Genomic DNA, 17940 nt, shown 5'->3' with positions numbered 1-17940 from the left:
TGTCGTTATGGTGTGCACGCGGTTCGCCGCAGCCCCCGTCGCGCGCACGCAACAAGGCCCGGAGCAGCCAGGCGTAACAGCTCCAGGCGCTTGCGCCACAAGGGTTTGCGGGACAAGCGAGCCGGAGCGGCGTGCAATATTTTTGGGAAGTAAGGCGAGATTCTAACGCCAAATCGGAGGCGAAAGGGAGTTATCCACAGGGACGGATCATCCGCCGAAGCAGGCCGCGCGCTCGCGCGGCACCGGCTAAACTATTGACGGTCAACGAAAAACGGGTTTAAATAGCGGGTTCCGCGAAAACCAATTCAGCAAACCTCCGGCCATTGCGCTTTCAGCGATGATCGCGCGGTTTTTTTTCGATCAAGTGAGAGCAACATGAAACGTACTTACCAACCTTCCGTTACCCGTCGCAAGCGCACCCACGGCTTTCGCGTTCGCATGAAGACTGCTGGCGGCCGCAAGGTCATCAACGCACGTCGCGCGAAGGGCCGCAAGCGCCTCGCCATCTAAGGCAGGCGAGCGGATTGCGCGCTCTGTCCGTGCCAGGCGACAACCGCGGCGAAGCGGAATCGGCAGAGGCGCCGCAGCAGGGCTCCGTACCGTTGCGAGCGCAAGCCGCCTTTCCCAAAGCCGCAAGGCTACTGAAAACGGATGAATTTTCATCCGTTTTTCGTTTGCGCCCCTGGCGCCGCACCGCGCACTTCGTCGTGTACGGCCGGCCCACCGGCAATGACGCTCGCCTCGGCCTCGTGATCGGCAAGAAGTATGCGCCGCGCGCGGCCACGCGTAATCTGGTACGCCGGATCGCGCGCGAAGCCTTCCGGTTGCGTCGCGCGGAATTCGGCGGTTGGGATGTGCTGCTGCGTTTGCACACGCGCTTTGACAAGAAGGCTTTGCCGAGCGCCGCGTCGCCGCCGTTGAAGGCGCTGTGCCGCAGCGAAATCGAGGCGCTGCTCGACAAGGCAGCGCGCGAAATCACCCGTCGTCAGGCGCCGCCCGCGGAAGCGCCCAGGACGGAATGACGTTCAGATGACCGTCCGCCTTTTCGCTCGTGCCGCCACAGCTTCGGCAGCCACGGCCAGCGGGCGTCGTCCGGTATTTCACGTTGCGCGGCGCCGTCCGGCCGCATGAGCCATGCAAACGGTACTCATCGCTTTATTGCGCTTTTACAAGCTTGCCGTCAGCCCCATGCTCGGCAACCGGTGCCGTTTTTACCCTTCCTGCTCTGATTACGCGCGCGAAGCAATCCAGTATCATGGCGCCGCGCGCGGGACTTATCTCGCCGCCAGGCGTATTTGCCGCTGCCATCCGTTTTCCGCGGGCGGCATCGATCTCGTCCCGCCTCCCACTTCTGAAAAGCGCTGATGCGCCGTTCCATCGACACTGAGACAACGCATGGATATTAAACGCACCGTCCTATGGGTCATCTTCTTCATGTCAGCGGTCATGCTGTTCGACAACTGGCAACGCGACCACGGACGCCCGTCGATGTTCTTCCCGAGCGCCACGCCGACCAAGACGGCCGGCAGCGCCGCACCGGGAACCACGACGCCGGGAACCCAGCCCGCCGATTTGCCGGCCACCAACGCAGCCGCGCCGGCCAACACGCCGGCCGCCACGCAATCGCAGCTCGTCAAGTTCAGCACCGACGTCTATAGCGGCGAAATCGACACGCGCGGCGGCACGCTGTCGAAGCTGTCGCTCGTCAAGCAAGGCGACGGCAAGCAGCCGGATCTCGTCATCACGCTGTTCGACCGCGCGGGCAATCACACGTACCTCGCGCGCACGGGCCTGCTCGGCGGCGATTTCCCGAATCACAACGACATCTACACGCTGATGCCGAATCAGCAGACCGAGCTGAAGGGCGATCAGAAATCGTTCAGCCTGAGCTTCGAGTCGCCGGTCAAGGGTGGGCTGAAGGTCATCAAGACCTACACGTTCACGCGCGGCAGCTATGTGATCGGCGTCGACACGAAGATTCAGAACGTCGGCACCGCGCCGGTCAGCCCGTCGGTGTATATGGAACTGGTGCGCGACGACCAGCCGGTCGAAACGCCGCGCTTCTCGCACACGTTCATCGGCCCGGCTGTCTACACCGAACAGAATCACTTCCAGAAGATGACGTTCGGCGACATCGACAAGAACAAGGAAGACTACGCGAAGCAGGCCGACAACGGCTGGATCGCGATGGTGCAGCATTACTTCGCGTCGGCGTGGATTCCGCAGCAGGGCGTTAAGCGCGACATCTACGTCGAGAAGATCGATCCGGCGCTGTATCGCGTCGGCGTGAAGCAGCCGGTCGCGGCCATCGCGCCGGGCCAGACCGTGGACGTTTCCGCACGTCTTTTCGCCGGTCCCGAAGAAGAGCGCATGCTCGAAGGCATCGCGCCGGGCCTCGAACTGGTGAAGGACTACGGCTGGGTGACGATCATCGCGAAGCCGCTGTTCTGGCTGCTCGAAAAGATCCACAGCTATGTCGGCAACTGGGGCTGGGCAATCGTGTTGCTCACGCTGCTGATCAAGGCGGTGTTTTTCCCGCTGTCGGCCGCGAGCTACAAATCGATGGCGCGCATGAAGGCGATCACGCCGCGCATGCAGGCGCTGCGCGAACGCTTCAAGGGCGATCCGCAGAAGATGAACGCCGCGCTCATGGAACTGTACAAGACCGAGAAGGTGAATCCGTTCGGCGGCTGTCTGCCGGTCGTGATCCAGATTCCGGTGTTCATTTCGCTGTACTGGGTGCTGCTGTCGTCGGTGGAAATGCGCGGCGCGCCGTGGGTTCTGTGGATTCACGATCTGTCGCAACAGGACCCGTACTTCATCCTGCCGGTGTTGATGGCCGTCTCGATGTTCCTGCAAACGAAGCTGAACCCGACGCCGCCCGATCCGGTTCAAGCCAAGATGATGATGTTCATGCCGATCGCGTTCTCGGTCATGTTCTTCTTCTTCCCGGCGGGTCTCGTGCTGTACTACGTGGTGAACAACGTGCTGTCGATCGCGCAGCAGTACTACATCACGCGCATGATGGGTCAGTCGAAGGCAAAGCCGGCCTGACGCCGGTCTGAAAAGACGCAGTAAACGTAGCCGCAAAAACGAAGCCGCCCGGTTCAACGAACCGGGCGGCTTTTTTCATGGACGCATGCGTGCGCATGAGACGTGTCCGCTACTCTTCTTCGTTATCCTCACCGTAGAAGCGCACAATCATTTCCTCGACGAGAAAGCGGTCCTTCGGCGTCAGCGACTGAATCTTGGAAGCGAGTTCAATGATTTCCGGCGATGGCGGATACTTCTCGCCGCGCGCCATGGGTCTGGCGCTCGCACCGGGCGAAGGTCCATAGTGGAGCCAATGCTCTTTCACGTTCAACCACTCGGCCAGCGTGCGTAACTTGTCCGGCTTCGGAATGGTCGTGCCCGTCAGCCACTTGTGCGCGGTTTGCGGCGTGACCGGACGATCGCCGCGATAGCGAAGGTTGAATTGCTCGGCGAGTTTGGTCCCGCCGCGAATTTTCAGCGGCTCCAGGCTGTCCTTCAGCCTCTTGGCGAAGGCGGCTTTTTCTTTTGGGGTTGGCATGGGCCAGATTGTGCAATTCAGCGTCCTCCCCGTTGACAACCAAACAAGTTCATGTTTAGCGTATTTGAGATACTTTTAGCTTGACGCGCCCAAGGCATCGGCAGTTCGGCGCGATGTCAAAATTTGCGAATTTTCCATGCTCGGCTTGAGTTCGTGCGATTCGCGTATCGCGTCGAATGTGTGGATTTGTGCTAATGCCGCAGTAACAATCCTAGCTTGATTAAGATCAATCTTACGCGGGGCAAAAAAGGCGCGCGCGGCGACCGGTAGGCGACCAACAGGCGGCTCCTCGGCAGGCTTGCCGCAGGCCCCGCGTTACAATGCCCAGCGCCGCGCAGCTGTGCGCGCCGCCCTCCCCGTTCTCCGATTTCGCCGCCCTTCTCTCATGCTGACCACCGACTCCGATCCCATCGTTGCCATTGCCACCGCGCCCGGCCGTGGAGGCATCGGCGTCGTGCGAATCTCGTTCGGGCGCGCGGGCGATGCTGCCGCGCAGCCGCTGATGCAGGCGCTCACCGGCCAGGCGCTTGCGCCCCGCCACGCGAGCTACGTGCCTTTTCTCGACGACAACGGCAACCCGCTCGATCGCGGCATCGCGCTGTACTTTCCCGCGCCGCATTCGTACACCGGCGAGCACGTGCTCGAGTTGCAAGGTCACGGCGGCCCGGTCGTGCTGCAACTGGTGCTGCAACGCTGCATCGACGCCGGTCGTGCGTTCGGTCTGCGGCTCGCCGAACCCGGCGAATTCACGCGCCGCGCGTTCCTTAATGACAAGCTCGATCTCGCGCAGGCCGAGGCCGTCGCCGATCTGATCGAGGCGAGTACAGAGGCCGCCGCGCGCTCGGCGGGCCGTTCGCTCGACGGCGCGTTCTCGCGCGACATCCACGCTCTGGTCGAAGAAGTGATCACGCTGCGCATGCTGGTCGAGGCCACGCTCGACTTCCCCGAAGAAGAGATCGACTTCCTCGAGGCCGCCGACGCCCGCGGCAAGCTCGCTCGCATTCGCGAGCGCCTCGCGAGTGTGCTCGCCGAGGCGCGACAAGGTGCGCTGCTGCGCGAGGGGCTTTCGGTGGTGCTTGCGGGGCAACCGAATGTCGGCAAATCGTCGCTATTGAATGCGCTCGCGGGCGCCGAGCTCGCCATCGTCACGCCGATTGCGGGCACCACGCGCGACAAGGTCGCGCAGACCATCCAGATCGAAGGCATTCCGCTTCATGTGATCGACACCGCCGGCCTGCGCGATACCGAAGACGAGGTCGAGAAGATCGGCATTGCGCGCACCTGGAGCGAGATCGAGCGCGCGGACGTGGTACTTCATCTGCTCGATGCACGCACCGGCATGACCGCCGAGGATGAAACCATCGCAAAGCGCTTTCCCTCGGGCGTGCCGGTCATGCGCGTGCTGAACAAGACGGATCTGGTTGGCTTGCCGCCGCACACGCGCGCGCTCGACGCCGACCTTGAACTCAGCGAAGTCCGGCTGTCGGCGAAACAGGGCGACGGCGTGAGCCTTTTGCGTGATGAGTTGCTGCGCATCGCCGGCTGGCAGGCGGGCGCCGAGAGCGTCTACCTTGCGCGCGAGCGTCACCTGATCGCGTTGCGCGCGGCGCAGGAACACCTGGCGACGGCCGCCGCCCATGCCGATCAGAACTCGCAGGCACTGGATCTGTTCGCCGAGGAACTGCGGCTCGCGCAGGATCAGCTCAACTCGATTACCGGCGAGTTCAGTTCGGATGATCTTCTCGGAGTGATTTTTAGCAGGTTCTGTATTGGCAAGTGAAGCCGAAGTCGAATGCACCTATAGAGGCACTGTAAACGGTGGCGCACAAGGGAACTCCGCCATTGCGAGCCAAGCGCGCCAGCCGCGTTTGTAGACCATCAACGCCGCGATTATTTGGTACACAACGCCAAACAGTTTAAACTCGCGCTGTCGCCTCTCAGCCCTCCGAGCATGCCCCGCCGAGCCGTTCCCCTCACCGAATCCCAAGTGCGCGCGCTCGAACCGCGCGCCGCCCGCTACAGTCTCGCCGACGGCAACGGCCTCGTGATCGAAGTGATGACCACGGGCACCAAAGTCTGGCGCTTTCGCTATTCGCTGAACGGCAAGCGCCAGCCGCTCGCCACGATCGGCGATTACCGGATGATTTCGCTGCGCGTCGCACGAGCCAAGGCGCAAAAGTACGCGGAACTGGTCGCGCAAGGCATTTCGCCGGTCGCCACTGCGCGCCGCGATCGCGGCGCCGAAGCGAAAGCTGAGCTCTTGCGCGAAGCCGCGGAGCTCTACATGGCGACCGAAATGGCGGGCAAGTCGGACGAATATCGCCGCACCACGCGTCGCGCGCTCGACAAGGACGTGTTGCCCGCAATCGGCGGCCTGCCGGTGAAGGCCGTCACCGCGGAGCACGTCGTCGCCATCTGCGACAGGATCAAAAGCCGCGGTTCGCCCAAAATGGCGCTGCATACCCGCAACGTCATCAAGCGCCTGTACGAGTATCTGATCGCGCGACAGCTTGCGACCGCCAACCCGGCGGAAGTCGTGCCGGCGCGCTCCATCGCGACTTTCGAGAGCCGCACGCGCGTGCTGTCCGGCGACGAAATCGGCGCGATGCTGCATTCAATCGAAACGTCGAGCATTCGCCGCCCGCTCAAAATCGCGCTGCATCTGCTCGTGCTGACGATGGTTCGCAAATCGGACTTGGTGGAATCGACGTGGGACGAGTTCGACCTCGATAAAGCGCTGTGGCGCATCGGCGCCGCGCGCCTGAAGAAGGACGCCGATCAGCTCGTCTACCTGCCGCTGCAAGCGGTGACGATGCTGCGCGAACTGCATCGCACGCGGGCGAGCGCCACGTTCGTCTTCCCGAGCGTGAGGGGCGACGACCGGCCGATCGCGAAGAGCACGCTGAACCAGGCCGTGAAGGCGCTCGGCCTCGACGTCGAGCATTTCGTTCTGCACGACTTCCGGCGAACGGCGGCCGCACATCTGCGGGGGATGACGGAGCACGCGCAAACGGACAAAAGTTCAGCGAAAACGCGACAAAGCGCGTCGCGCGAGGACAGCTCACGCGATGCCGCGGCACAGCGGCAAATCGCGCAGCGTTGGGCAGACTTTGTCGACGCCCAGCTTGACGCAGCGGGGCAAAGCGCGAGCCGCACGGGCTAACGAACGCCGCAGCGCCACGCGCGGACATGCAGTGGTCGCAAGCCCTCATTTTAGGTACACAGCGCCACCACGCCACGCGGTAACGCGTTGTCCGTAAGGAGAAACCGTGTGCGTTCATCAGGTTACTAAAACACTGCTCCGAGCCGCGAAGCACCCTGGCGGCCATAGCGTCACGCGGCACTTTTCTCCTGCAATTGATCGCCTACACTGGAGCAACGATGCAACCTTTCCAAGGAGGCTGCCATGTCCGAATCGTTGATCGCTTACCTGCTTGGGCCTACCGTGATGCTGCTGGTCGGCGCGGCAATCTGGGCGACGTCCCGCTATTTCCACAAGGCGGAGCCACCCAGGCTTGAGCGCTGGCTCGATACGCATTACGCGGAGTGGCTGCATCACAGGCACTGACTCGTAACGCCACGTAGCGCCACGCGGCGCTCAAAATGAAAAAGGCCGTCGCAGTGTGGCGACGGCCTTTCTGTCTGCGGCGCGCGGTCATGGCGCGACTACGAGCTACCACCTAGGGTCCGCATACTCGTATTGCCGCGGCTGCGCTCCGCATGCCACATACGCGCGCTGGTACTGGTCGTAGCAGTAGCCCGGCGGCGGGCCGTCGTAGGCCGGCGCCGGCTGATACACCGGCTGCGCGTAAACCGGCTGCGCATAGACAGGCTGCTGATAAGCCACCGCCGGCGCCGGATTCAGTACCGACGTCACCACCGCGCCGAGCACGGCGCCGCCGATCAGCGCACCGACCAGATCGCCGCCGTCATGGCCATGAGCCGACGCTTGTCCCGCGACGCTCAGGCTGCCCACCATCATCAAAGCCACTGCTAACTTTTTCATTTTTCGCTCCCGCCGTTGAGGCATGGAACGAATTGTCGGCGAGCCGCACGGAAATAGATGCTGCAAGTGGTAACGACACATTACCTGTGTAACTTCGAACGGTGCCGTAGGTACGCGAAGCGGCGCGGGGAATATCGCGAACGAACGCGGTCAAGTGACTCCGTCGAAAATCGAACTGACGCCGATCTGGCGGACAATAGGCGCGAATGCCCTGCCCGCACCCAATCTGCAATGATCGATATGGAGAAAAAAGCGATGACCTACGACGACAGCAACCCGTTCGCGAAAATTCTGCGTGGCGAACTACCGTGCATCAAGGTCGCGGAAACGGATGCGGCGCTCGCCTTCATGGATCTGATGCCGCAAGCCGACGGCCATCTGCTCGTCGTGCCGAAGGAAGCCGCCGCGGAAATCTTCGATCTCTCGGATGCGGCGACGGTCGCGTGCATCCGCATGACGCAGAAGCTGGCCATCGCCGTGCGTGCGGCGTTGCGTCCGGATGGCGTATTCATCGGCCAGTTCAACGGCGCGGCAGCCGGTCAGACGGTGCCGCATGTGCACTTCCACGTGATTCCGCGTTGGGAAGGACAGCCGTTACGCATGCATGCACGCGACATGGCCGACGCCGACACGCTCGAAGCGCTCGCCAAACGCATTCGCGCGCATTGGCGCGCCGATTGACGAGCAGCGCTTGCGCATTCGAGTACGACGCCGCTGCACCGTCATCGCCGTCGACGAACACCGCTTATAGCCGATGCCGCGAACGACGCAGCGGATGACGCCAGTCGAGCCGCCGCGGCTTCGCGTGCATGGGTCGCATGTCGTGCAGATGCCGGTGTTCCTGCCACAATTCGTCGGAGAAAAGAAACGCGACGATGAGGAGCGGAAGGACGAGAAAAACGCCCAGTATCAGGTTCTCGATCACGGTGGCCTCCGTTTGCACGAGCATCGAATTCATTTTAGAGCAGCGCACGTACCTGCGCTGCCGGCCACCGCGCATTAACTCTGGCGCATAACGCGCGACGTCGCCTGGCATCGTTTATCTTCTGCACGTGCACCGTTATTTCCCAATTTCGACGCGAGTAAACAAATACTTTGTGTGCAATGCACCAAGCGCATTCCCGCTTGTAGTAATTCGCTTAAATCTAATATCGCGTTTACGCTAATGCCGCGTCGCAAAGCTTTACTGGTTAAAGCGCTGCACAATATATGTCGCTTAGGTATCCGTCGTATTTCCACTGGTTTGCCGCGCTGCTTAAGGGTTAAGCACATGCGGCGCGCGGTGCGACAATTCGCCACTGTTGCAACCGCACACAAGATGTGCTTGTTGTTCTGCACAGTTCTCCTAGAGTGCAAGGTGCGGGTTAGACGATGGAGTTAAACACATAGCTAACCTGAGCACTTGGCCCGCACCGGAGGAACCTATGAAAGCTCGACTCGCCCTTGTTTTCGCCATTGCAAGTCTGGCTGCCGCAACCGTTCAGGCGCAAGACGCCGTGATCAAGCCGCAGCAAACCATTCAGTTCAAGGCCAACGCGTACGGTTGTCTGTCGAAAGACAAGCTCGACGCCGTCAGTCAGCACGCTCAAGCCGGCGAACAGCAGAAAATGCAGGAGTTCTTCTCCGGATATCAATGCGTTTCCACGCCGGAGAATTCGAGCTTCCGCGTCGTGCGCGTTGTCGGCCACGATTTCGAATTCGTGAATGCAGGCAATAGCGATACGCAAGGCCTTTGGGCGAACGATCGATTCATCAAGCAATAATTTGCAGCACGCCAGTATGCGGACGTTCCGGTAAAACGCCGGAACGCAATTGGCTTAAGCAAATTCTCTGGCTTTAAACGCCGGAGACGCTGAGCTTGCGATTAAAAAAACCGGTTGGACATTTCGAGTGTCCAACCGGTTTTTATTTTTTGCGCGGAACGATTTACGCAGAGCGCGAAAAAAAGCCGATGCGGCATGTCGATCCGCATCGGCAGTACGCCTTCTCGCAAAGGCAGGAACAACCGTTTATCTCGTCGGAATCGCTCGTGACGTTCAGTGAGAATCGCGCGGCACCGGCGCGCCGCTTGAGCCGACGAGGAAGTCGAGATCCGCGCCCTGATCCGCTTGCAGCACATGCTCGACGTAGAGCTTGTAGTAGCCGCGCTTGGGCGACTCAGGCGCCTGCCATGCAGCGCGCCGGCGTTCGAGTTCCTCGTCGCTGACTTCGAGGTGCAGGCGCCGCGCTTCGACATCGAGTTCGATCATGTCGCCGGTCTGCACCAGCGCGAGCGGGCCGCCCGCGGCCGCTTCCGGCGAGACGTGCAGCACGACCGCGCCATACGCAGTGCCGCTCATGCGTCCATCGGAAATGCGCACCATGTCCGTGATGCCTTTTTGCAGCACTTTTTTCGGCAGCGGCATATTGCCCACTTCCGCAAAGCCAGGATAGCCCTTCGGCCCCGCGCCCTTGAGCACCATGATGCAGTTTTCGTCGATGTCGAGTGCCTCGTCGTCGATCTTCGCGTGCAGCTCCTCGATGTTCTCGAACACCACCGCGCGGCCGCGATGCTTGAGCAGCTCGGCAGTCGCCGCCGACGGCTTGATCACCGCGCCATTCGGCGCGAGATTGCCCTTCAGCACCGCGATGCCCGCCTTCGCCTTGAACGGCTCGGCGAATGTCGTGATGACTTTCTCGTCGTAATTCGACGCGTTGCGCACGTTGTCCCAGATCGTCTTGCCGTTCACGGTCAGCGCTTCGCGATGCAGCAGACCTTGTTCGCCGAGCTGCTTCAGAACAGCGGGCAAACCGCCGGCGTAATAAAAATCTTCCATCAGGTATTCGCCCGACGGCTGCAGGTTGACGAGACACGGCACGTTGGAACCGAGCTCCCAGTCTTCCAGCGAAAGCTCTACGCCGATGCGCTTCGCAAGCGCGATCAGATGCACGACCGCATTGGTCGAGCCGCCAATCGCGGCGTTCGTGCGAATCGCGTTTTCGAACGCCTGGCGCGTGAGAATCTTGTCCATCGTCAGATCTTCGCGAACCATGTCGACGATGCGCCGGCCGGCCAGATGCGCGAGCACCTGACGGCGTGCGTCGACAGCCGGAATCGCCGCGTTCTGCGGCAAGCCCATGCCGAGCGATTCGACCATCGAAGCCATCGTCGAAGCCGTGCCCATCGTCATGCAATGGCCGCGCGAGCGGTTCATGCACGACTCGGCTTCGGTGAATTCTTCCTGCGTCATCGTGCCGGCGCGCACTTCCTCGGACATCTGCCAGACACCCGTGCCCGAGCCGATATGCTTGCCGCGAAAGCGCCCGTTCAGCATCGGTCCGCCCGACACCGCGAGCGACGGCAGATTGCACGACGCCGCGCCCATCAGCAGCGCGGGCGTAGTCTTGTCGCAGCCGACGAGCAGAATCACGCCGTCCATCGGATTCCCGCGAATCGATTCCTCGACGTCCATCGAAGCGAGGTTGCGAAACAGCATCGCCGTCGGCCGCAGATTCGTTTCGCCGAGCGACATCACCGGAAACTCGAGCGGCAGGCCGCCGGCCTCATGCACGCCTTTTTTCACGTACTCGGCGAGCTCGCGAAAATGCGCGTTGCAAGGCGTCAGTTCCGACCACGTATTGCAGATGCCGATGACCGGCCGGCCGTCGAATTCGTCGTGCGGAATGCCCTGGTTTTTCATCCACGAGCGATGCAGAAAACCGTCGCGGTCCTTGAGGCCGAACCACGCCTGGCTGCGCAGCGGCTTTTTAGTCTGGTTGGAATCAGCCATGAAATCTCCTGTTGGCAAACGTGTAGAGCGGGGCGCCTGTCAGTGCACGCGCTTGCTGCGGCGGAACTGGTCGAACAGCACCGCGAGCAGCAGAATCCCGCCGCGAATCAGGTATTGATAGAAAGTCGGCACGTTCATCAGGCTCATTGCGTCCTGCACCGAGCCCATGATCAGCACGCCGACCAGCACGCCGGAAATCGTCGCGACGCCGCCCGTCAGCGACACGCCGCCGAGCACGCACGCGGAAATCACGCCGAGTTCCAGGCCGACCGATGTTTTCGGATCGCCGAGACTCATACGCGACGCAAGCATCACGCCCGCAAAGCCCGTCACGAGACCTTGCAGCACGAACACCGTGATCTTGATGCGCGTGACGGGCAGACCCGCCAGCAACGCGGCCTCGCTATTGCCGCCGACAGCCAGCACGTTCTTGCCGAACACGGTCTTCTTCAGCAGAAAACCAAACAGCACGAAGCCGACGATGTTGCTCCAGATCGGAAACGAAATGCCGAGGAACGAGCCGCCGCCAAGATCGAAGAAGCGTTCTTCCGAAATCATCACCGCGTCGCCGCTCGACGTGATGTAGGCGAGACCGCGGACGACTTCCATCATCGCGAGCGTGACGATCAGCGAGTTGATCTTGTAGCGCGCGACCAGCACGCCGTTGACAAGCCCGACCGCGCCGCCCGCGAGCACGCCCGCGGCCACGCCGAGCATCACGCTATGCGTCGCCGTGATGAGCGTGGACGCCACCACGCCCGCAAAGGCCACGATCGACGCCACCGACAGATCGACTTCGCCGAGCGCGAGGACGAACATCATCGTCACCGAGATCGAGCCGATCAGCGTGACGGAAAGCAGCAGGCCCTGAATGTTTCGCGAGCTCAGAAAGTCCGGCACGGTGAACGACAGCACCGCGAACAGAATGATGAACACCATCACGATGCCGGACTTGTTGATCAGATCCCACGTGCGCGCCGCGCGCGCGCTCAGGCCCGCGGAAGCGACGGCCGGCGTGGAGGATTCGGTTGAAGGTGTGTTCATGATGTGTGTTCCGTTTCAATGCCGCGGTTTCGATTCAGCGGCGCGACTCAGTTTGCGTTCGGTTGCGTTCGTTCGGTTGTGTGCGGCTAGCGGGGCAGGGCGAGCTTGATGAGCACATCGGGCGTGGCCTGCGCCTTGGGCAGATCGCCGACGAGGCGTCCTTCCTTCATCACGATCACGCGGTCGGCCACGCCGATCACTTCCGCGAGATCGCTCGACACCACGATCACCGTGCGGCCTGCTTCGGCGAGCCCATACAGCAGCCCATAAATTTCGCTGCGTGCGCCGACGTCGATGCCGCGCGTGGGCTCGTCCATCAGAAATACGTCGATCTCTTCGGCCAGCCAGCGCGACAAAATCACCTTCTGCTGATTGCCGCCGGAGAGCGTGCCGATCGGCGTCTCGCCGTTGCGCGTCTTGATCGCGAGCTTGCCGATGAACTCCTTCGCGGTCTGCGCTTCCTTGCGGCCGTTGAGCACGTTAAAACGGCTGAAATGGCGGCGGCAACTGATGTTGAGGTTGTCCGATACCGAAGCGATCGAGACGATGCCTTCCTGTTTGCGGTCTTCCGGACACAGCGCGACGCCTGCGCGCACCGCGTCGCGCGGCGTGGCGAAACGCGCCGGCTTGCCTTTGAGCGTGATGTCGCCGGCGGTCGGCTTGACCGCGCCGTAGATGAGCTTCATCAACTCCGAACGCCCCGCGCCGACGAGCCCGAAGAAGCCGACTATCTCGCCTTTGCGCGCGGAGAACGTGGCCGGTTCGCGCAGCCCCTTACCCATGAGTCCCTTGACGTCGAGCTGCACGTCGCCGAGTTCGCGCGTGCGATAGCCGTACACGTCGGCGATCGAGCGGCCCACCATGCAACTGATCAGACGATCGCGGACGAGCCCGGCGCCTGCATCGAACGTATCGATGCGGCGGCCGTCGCGGAACACGGTCACGCGATCGCACAGCTCGTAGACCTCGTCCATCCGGTGCGTGACGTAGACGATCGCGCGGCCTTCGGCCCGCAACGCCCGGATGATCCGGAACAGTTGCGTCGTTTCGCGCGACGACAGCGAACTCGTCGGTTCGTCGAATGCGATCACGCGCGCGTCGCGCATCAGCGCCTTGCCGATCTCGATCATCTGCCGCTGACCGATCGACAGATTCTTTACCTGCTGCGACGGGTCGATTTTTTCGCCGAGCCGTTCGAGTTCGCGCAGCGCGCGCGCAACCAGCGCCTTTTCGTCAAGGATGCCGAAGCGATTCGGCAGCGCGCCGAGCATGAGGTTTTCCGCAACCGTCAGCTCGGGCACCAGATGCAATTCCTGATAGATGATCGCGACGCCCGCGGCAATCGCCGCCTTCGTCGTAGTGAACTGCTGCTCGACGCCGCCGAGCGACAACGTGCCCGCCGCCGGCTGATTCACGCCGGACAGCACCTTGAGCAGCGTCGATTTGCCCGCGCCGTTTTCGCCCATCAGGCCATGCACTTCGCCGCGCCGCACTTCCAGCGACACCTGGTCGAGCGCGAGCACGCCGGGAAAGCGCACGGTGATGCCGTCGAGTTGCAGATACGGCTCGCTCGACGCAAGCGCCGCAGCAGGCGAGGGCGCTTGCACCGGCACAGAAGCATCGCCGATGGAAGGCGCAGTGTGTGTGGGACGTCATCGAAAAAAACCTCGGTAGTGATCAGGCTGTGCGGGCCGCGCGCGCTTCAGCGCATGAGACGCGGCCCGCCGCGTGCAAGGTCGAACGCGGCTTAGATGCCGAGTTCCTTGCGCACGTCCTGCCAGTTGCCGCGCACCATCAGCTTGCCGGTGGTTTGCGTATCGGCGGGCGGCTGCTTGCCGTCCTTGATCCACTGCACGAGGTTCTCGGTGCTTTCGCGGCCGTGCATCGTCGAGCTCACGGCGATCGTGCCGTAGAAGCCCGTCGGCTCCTTCTTCTGGAATTCGGCAAAGGCTTCGCCCGCGCCGTTGATGCCGACGCCGATCACGTCCGCCGCCGGAATGTGCAGTTGCTCGGTGGCGCGCACGCCGCCCAGCACGCTTTCCTCGTTCAGCGCGAAGATCACCCACTTCTTGATGTTCGGATGCTGCGCGAGCACCGGCGACGAAGCGTTGAAGCCGCCTTCGTCGTCCGTCGTCTTTTGCGGAGCGTCGAAGATATTCTCTTTCTTGAAGCCGCCGGCGAGCAGCGATTGCGTCGCGCCGTCGGTGCGCAGCTTCGCGGTCGGCAGCTCGTAGTTCGTGATGCGCAGCGCGCCGACTTCTTCCGGCTTCCAGCCGCGGCGCTTCATTTCCTCGGCGATCGCCGTGCCGACCTGATTGCCGATCTTGAACGCGGACATGCCCAGATGCGGCACGTTCGGCAGCGGCTTGCCGCTCGAGTCGACCAACTGATCGTCGACGGTGACGAACTTCATGTTGTAGCGCTTCGCGCGCGCCTGAATCGCCGGTCCGAGACGCACGTCGGGCGCGCAGATCACGAAGCCCTTCGCGCCTTGAGCGCCGAGATTGTCGATAGCGGACAGCACTTTTTCACCGTCCGGCGTGCCGATGTTCACCACCGAAAAGCCGTCCTTCTGACCGAGCGCCGTCGCGGCTTTCTGTTCGTTGATGAACCATGCCTGTTCCGGCATCTTCACAAGGAAGCCGACTTTGAGCGGCTGGTCCGCATGCGCGGAAAGTTGCATCGCAAAGGGCGCGGCGAGGGTGGCCGCGGCGATCGCGGTGAGCGTCAAACGACGAAGCTTGCTGGTCATGTCTGTCTCCTGAGGTTGAAAAGCTGCATTGATTTCGTTTATGTGCAGCGAGGCGATACACGGCGTTAGCCGGAACTTGAAAACTGAGCCAGGAAATCCGATGCGGAATCGATGCGGGCGGCGACGTGCATATGAGTCACCGGGATCAGCTCGCGACGTAGGCCGTTTTCACGGCCGTCCAGAACGCCGCGTCGGTCGAGCCATACGCGGACGCCTTGCGCCCGCCGCCAGGCGCGTGATGCTCGACTGCCGTCGTCGGCAGATTGATCGTGACGAGGCCGCTATGCACATGGCGGCGAAAATGCCGGGCGCGGCTCAACGAACGCGTGCAGATGCCGGCGCACAGACCATAGGCGGTGTCGTTCGCGAGAGTCAGCGCGTGCTCGTAATCGTCGGCGCGCAAGACGACCGCGAGCGGTCCGAAAATTTCTTCGCGCGCGATCCGATGCTCGGCTTCGCCCGCGAACAGCGCCGGTTCGAAGAAGTAGCCGCGCGTCGCGCGTTCGAGTTGCCGGCCGCCGTGCAGCAGTTGCGCGCCTTCCTGCGCCGCGATTCGCACGTAGTCGAGATTGCGCTCGAGTTGCGCGGCGTTCGCGACGGGGCCCACGTCGGTGCCGTGCTTCAGCGCATGGTCGACGGTGAGTTTCGCGAGCCTTGCCTGCAACGCGTCGACGAACGGCTCGTAGATCGCGCGTTCGACGATCAGACGCGCCGCCGCCGTGCTGCGCTGGCCGGTCGAGCCGTAGGCGCCGGTCAACGCGGCATCGACCGCAATGTCGAGATCGGCATCGGCCAGCACGACGAACGGGTTCTTGCCGCCCATCTCCAGTTGCACGCGCGCCTGACGCGCCGCCGCGGCTTGCAGTACACGCGTGCCGGTTTCCGCCGATCCGCTGAGAAGCTGATGCCCGCGACGAGCGGATGCGCGACGATCCGCGCGCCGACCTGCCGGCCGCTGCCCATCACCAGATTGAACGCGCCCGCCGGCAAACCCGCGCGGCTCACGATGGAAGCCAACGCCGCCGCGCAAGCCGGCGTCGATTCCGCCGGCTTGAAGACGACGCAATTGCCGTGCGCCAGCGCGGCGCCGATCTTGGCCGCGGCAGTCGCGAGCGGCGCGCTCCACGGCGCGATGATGCCGACCACGCCGAGCGGCTCGCGCGTCATGTCGATTTCGACGCCGGCACGCGCCGACGCCACAGGCTCCGAGTACGCGCGCTGTGCATCGGCGGCGAGCAGCTTGAAGGTCTGGCCGGCGCGCGTGGCTTCGCTCAGCGCTTCGGGCAAAGTTTTGCCGACTTCGCGCGCTAGCAGACGGCCGAGTTCGTCGCGGCGTGCGAGCATTTCGCTGCCGATCGCGTCGAGCGCGTCCGCGCGGCGCTGGCCCGAACTCAGCGACCATTCGCCGAAAGCCGCATTGGCCGCTTCAATCGCGCTGTCGGTCTGCCGCACGTCGGCGCGAACATATTCGCCGACGGGGTCGTCGAGATCCGACGGATTCAGCGAAACGCCCGTGGTTGCGCCCGTCTCCCAGCCGCCATTGATGTAATGGCGCAGCGGGCTGGCAACGAGCGGGACGAGCGGATCGCGGTTCATCGACGGAATGGCGCCATGGGAGAAGCCTGGAAAGTCCACGAATGGTATGAGCGGGCGCAATAACTTTCCAATCCCTTTTTAGGCTATCCCGATAACAATTTCGGTATGGCATCATGGCGCCAACGATAATGATGTTGGAGACAGGCCATGACGCGTAGCTACTCGAACTGGTTCGTGCGTGCGCGGCTGAAGACGCGGCAGTTGCTGCTGCTGGCCGCGATGGAGGAAGAAGGCAACGTGCGGCGCGCCGCCGACGTGCTGGGCATGACGCAGCCGGCGGCTTCGCGGCTCCTCAAGGAACTGGAGGACATGCTGGGCGTGAGCCTCTTCGACCGCACGCCGCACGGCATGCACGCGACGCTGTACGGCGAGGTGATGATCCGTCATGCGCGCATGGTGCTCTCGAATCTGAGCCACGCACACGACGAAATCTCGGCGCTGCGCGCGGGACTCGCCGGGCAGGTGCGCATCGGCGTGATCGCGGCGGCGGCGGCCACGATGGTGCCGCGCGCGATCGCGAGCGTGAAGGAGCGTTATCCGCAATTGCAGATCTGGGCGGAAGTCGAAACGTCGGACGTGATGTTGCCGCGGCTCGCCGAAGGCGAACTCGACATCATGATCGGCCGGGTGCTCGAGCGGCAAAATCAGTTCAAGACCGAAGTCCGCTACGAACCGCTCGCCGACGAACCGCTGTGCGTGGTCGCGCGGCCAGGCCATCCGCTGGAAAACGAGAGCGGGCTGACGCTGCGGGGAATCGTCAACGCCAGTTGGGTGCTGCATCCGCCGGGCAGCGTGTTGCGGCATCGTTTCGATCTGATGTTTTCGCAGATCGGCCTGAATCCGCCGCAGAACGTGGTCAACACCAACAACTTTCTGGCAATTTCGAGCCTGCTGCTTCAGAGCGACATGTTGGCGGTTTTGCCGAACGAAGTGGCGGGCCAGTACCAACAGTACGGCGTGCTGAAGCGCCTGCCGATCGATTTGCCATGCAGGATGGACACTTTCGGTATCATCACGCGCCAGTCGCACCTGCTTTCGCCGGCCGCGTCGGTCGTGCTGGAAGCGCTGCGCGAGGCCGCGGGCGAGGTGTACGGCGCGCCGTCGGAGGCGGCCATGGTTCGATAAATGCTTCCTCCCTTCATGAGATGGCCGGCTGACGGCAGGGAGGGACGCAAAATGTACAACAAACACGGAAGACGGC

Annotated in this window: 17 protein-coding genes and 1 pseudogene; 10 read left to right on the top strand and 8 right to left on the bottom strand. The window is 62.8% G+C overall.

Features of this window, described 5'->3' with window-relative positions; genetic code table 11:
- The first annotated feature begins 375 nt into the window (after positions 1 to 375).
- The 4 genes from rpmH (at position 376) to yidC (ending at position 3054) form a co-directional block, all read left to right on the top strand.
- Positions 376 to 510, top strand: a complete 135-nt coding sequence (gene rpmH / locus ABIE53_RS01610) for a 50S ribosomal protein L34 (RefSeq protein WP_004198824.1) — start codon at positions 376 to 378, stop codon at positions 508 to 510.
- Positions 511 to 524: 14 nt separating this feature from the next.
- Positions 525 to 1022, top strand: a complete 498-nt coding sequence (locus tag ABIE53_RS01605; protein WP_006050603.1) for a ribonuclease P protein component — start codon at positions 525 to 527, stop codon at positions 1020 to 1022.
- Positions 1023 to 1134: 112 nt separating this feature from the next.
- Complete coding sequence (gene yidD / locus ABIE53_RS01600) at positions 1135 to 1365, top strand: membrane protein insertion efficiency factor YidD (RefSeq protein WP_006050604.1); 231 nt, start codon at positions 1135 to 1137, stop codon at positions 1363 to 1365.
- Between the two features lie 30 nt (positions 1366 to 1395).
- Positions 1396 to 3054, top strand: coding sequence for a membrane protein insertase YidC (gene yidC / locus ABIE53_RS01595; RefSeq protein ID WP_006050605.1), 1659 nt, complete (start codon positions 1396 to 1398; stop codon positions 3052 to 3054).
- A gap of 109 nt (positions 3055 to 3163) precedes the next feature.
- Here yidC and ABIE53_RS01590 read toward each other — a convergent pair whose 3' ends face one another.
- Complete coding sequence (locus ABIE53_RS01590; protein ID WP_006050606.1) at positions 3164 to 3571, bottom strand: transcriptional regulator; 408 nt, start codon at positions 3569 to 3571, stop codon at positions 3164 to 3166.
- 385 nt (positions 3572 to 3956) lie between these two features.
- Between ABIE53_RS01590 and mnmE the strand changes: the two genes are divergently transcribed.
- The 3 genes from mnmE (at position 3957) to ABIE53_RS01575 (ending at position 7139) form a co-directional block, all read left to right on the top strand.
- Entirely contained in the window at positions 3957 to 5351 is a 1395-nt protein-coding gene (gene mnmE, locus ABIE53_RS01585) for a tRNA uridine-5-carboxymethylaminomethyl(34) synthesis GTPase MnmE (protein ID WP_114156644.1), read from the top strand.
- 171 nt (positions 5352 to 5522) lie between these two features.
- The gene (locus ABIE53_RS01580; RefSeq protein WP_114156643.1) at positions 5523 to 6734 is read left to right on the top strand and encodes a tyrosine-type recombinase/integrase; all 1212 of its coding nucleotides are present in this window, start codon (positions 5523 to 5525) and stop codon (positions 6732 to 6734) included.
- A gap of 243 nt (positions 6735 to 6977) precedes the next feature.
- Positions 6978 to 7139, top strand: coding sequence for a hypothetical protein (locus tag ABIE53_RS01575; protein WP_006050609.1), 162 nt, complete (start codon positions 6978 to 6980; stop codon positions 7137 to 7139).
- 105 nt (positions 7140 to 7244) lie between these two features.
- Here ABIE53_RS01575 and ABIE53_RS01570 read toward each other — a convergent pair whose 3' ends face one another.
- Positions 7245 to 7577 (bottom strand): hypothetical protein, encoded by a 333-nt coding sequence (locus tag ABIE53_RS01570; RefSeq protein ID WP_006050610.1) that lies wholly within the window; start codon positions 7575 to 7577, stop codon positions 7245 to 7247.
- Positions 7578 to 7832: 255 nt separating this feature from the next.
- Here ABIE53_RS01570 and ABIE53_RS01565 point away from each other — a divergent pair, with 255 nt between their 5' ends.
- Positions 7833 to 8258 carry an HIT family protein gene (locus ABIE53_RS01565; RefSeq protein WP_006050611.1) on the top strand — a complete coding sequence of 142 codons (426 nt, stop codon included), beginning with the start codon at positions 7833 to 7835 and terminating at the stop codon, positions 8256 to 8258.
- A 64-nt stretch (positions 8259 to 8322) separates the two neighbouring features.
- Here the strand turns inward: ABIE53_RS01565 and ABIE53_RS01560 are convergent, their stop codons facing one another.
- Positions 8323 to 8535 carry a hypothetical protein gene (locus ABIE53_RS01560; RefSeq protein ID WP_006050612.1) on the bottom strand — a complete coding sequence of 71 codons (213 nt, stop codon included), beginning with the start codon at positions 8533 to 8535 and terminating at the stop codon, positions 8323 to 8325.
- A gap of 466 nt (positions 8536 to 9001) precedes the next feature.
- Here ABIE53_RS01560 and sap1 point away from each other — a divergent pair, with 466 nt between their 5' ends.
- Positions 9002 to 9340, top strand: a complete 339-nt coding sequence (gene sap1, locus ABIE53_RS01555) for a surface attachment protein Sap1 (protein ID WP_006050613.1) — start codon at positions 9002 to 9004, stop codon at positions 9338 to 9340.
- A 273-nt stretch (positions 9341 to 9613) separates the two neighbouring features.
- Here the strand turns inward: sap1 and ABIE53_RS01550 are convergent, their stop codons facing one another.
- The 5 genes and pseudogenes from ABIE53_RS01550 to ABIE53_RS01530 form a co-directional block, all read right to left on the bottom strand.
- Complete coding sequence (locus tag ABIE53_RS01550) at positions 9614 to 11347, bottom strand: IlvD/Edd family dehydratase (protein WP_029971179.1); 1734 nt, start codon at positions 11345 to 11347, stop codon at positions 9614 to 9616.
- 39 nt (positions 11348 to 11386) lie between these two features.
- Complete coding sequence (gene araH / locus ABIE53_RS01545; RefSeq protein WP_006050615.1) at positions 11387 to 12391, bottom strand: L-arabinose ABC transporter permease AraH; 1005 nt, start codon at positions 12389 to 12391, stop codon at positions 11387 to 11389.
- Between the two features lie 86 nt (positions 12392 to 12477).
- Positions 12478 to 14004 (bottom strand): L-arabinose ABC transporter ATP-binding protein AraG, encoded by a 1527-nt coding sequence (gene araG, locus ABIE53_RS01540; RefSeq protein ID WP_376914445.1) that lies wholly within the window; start codon positions 14002 to 14004, stop codon positions 12478 to 12480.
- A gap of 134 nt (positions 14005 to 14138) precedes the next feature.
- Positions 14139 to 15143, bottom strand: coding sequence for an arabinose ABC transporter substrate-binding protein (locus ABIE53_RS01535; protein WP_006050617.1), 1005 nt, complete (start codon positions 15141 to 15143; stop codon positions 14139 to 14141).
- A gap of 145 nt (positions 15144 to 15288) precedes the next feature.
- Positions 15289 to 16739, bottom strand: a pseudogene (locus ABIE53_RS01530) (aldehyde dehydrogenase family protein).
- A gap of 147 nt (positions 16740 to 16886) precedes the next feature.
- Between ABIE53_RS01530 and ABIE53_RS01525 the strand changes: the two are divergent.
- Positions 16887 to 17864 carry a LysR family transcriptional regulator gene (locus tag ABIE53_RS01525; protein WP_006050620.1) on the top strand — a complete coding sequence of 326 codons (978 nt, stop codon included), beginning with the start codon at positions 16887 to 16889 and terminating at the stop codon, positions 17862 to 17864.
- Positions 17865 to 17940: the final 76 nt, after the last annotated feature.

The sequence above is a fragment of the Paraburkholderia sp. OAS925 genome (assembly GCF_040543975.1).
In the GTDB taxonomy this organism is placed as follows: domain Bacteria; phylum Pseudomonadota; class Gammaproteobacteria; order Burkholderiales; family Burkholderiaceae; genus Paraburkholderia; species Paraburkholderia graminis.
The sequence above is the reverse complement of the archived record's forward strand: the minus strand, read 5'-3'. Positions and strand labels throughout refer to the sequence as shown.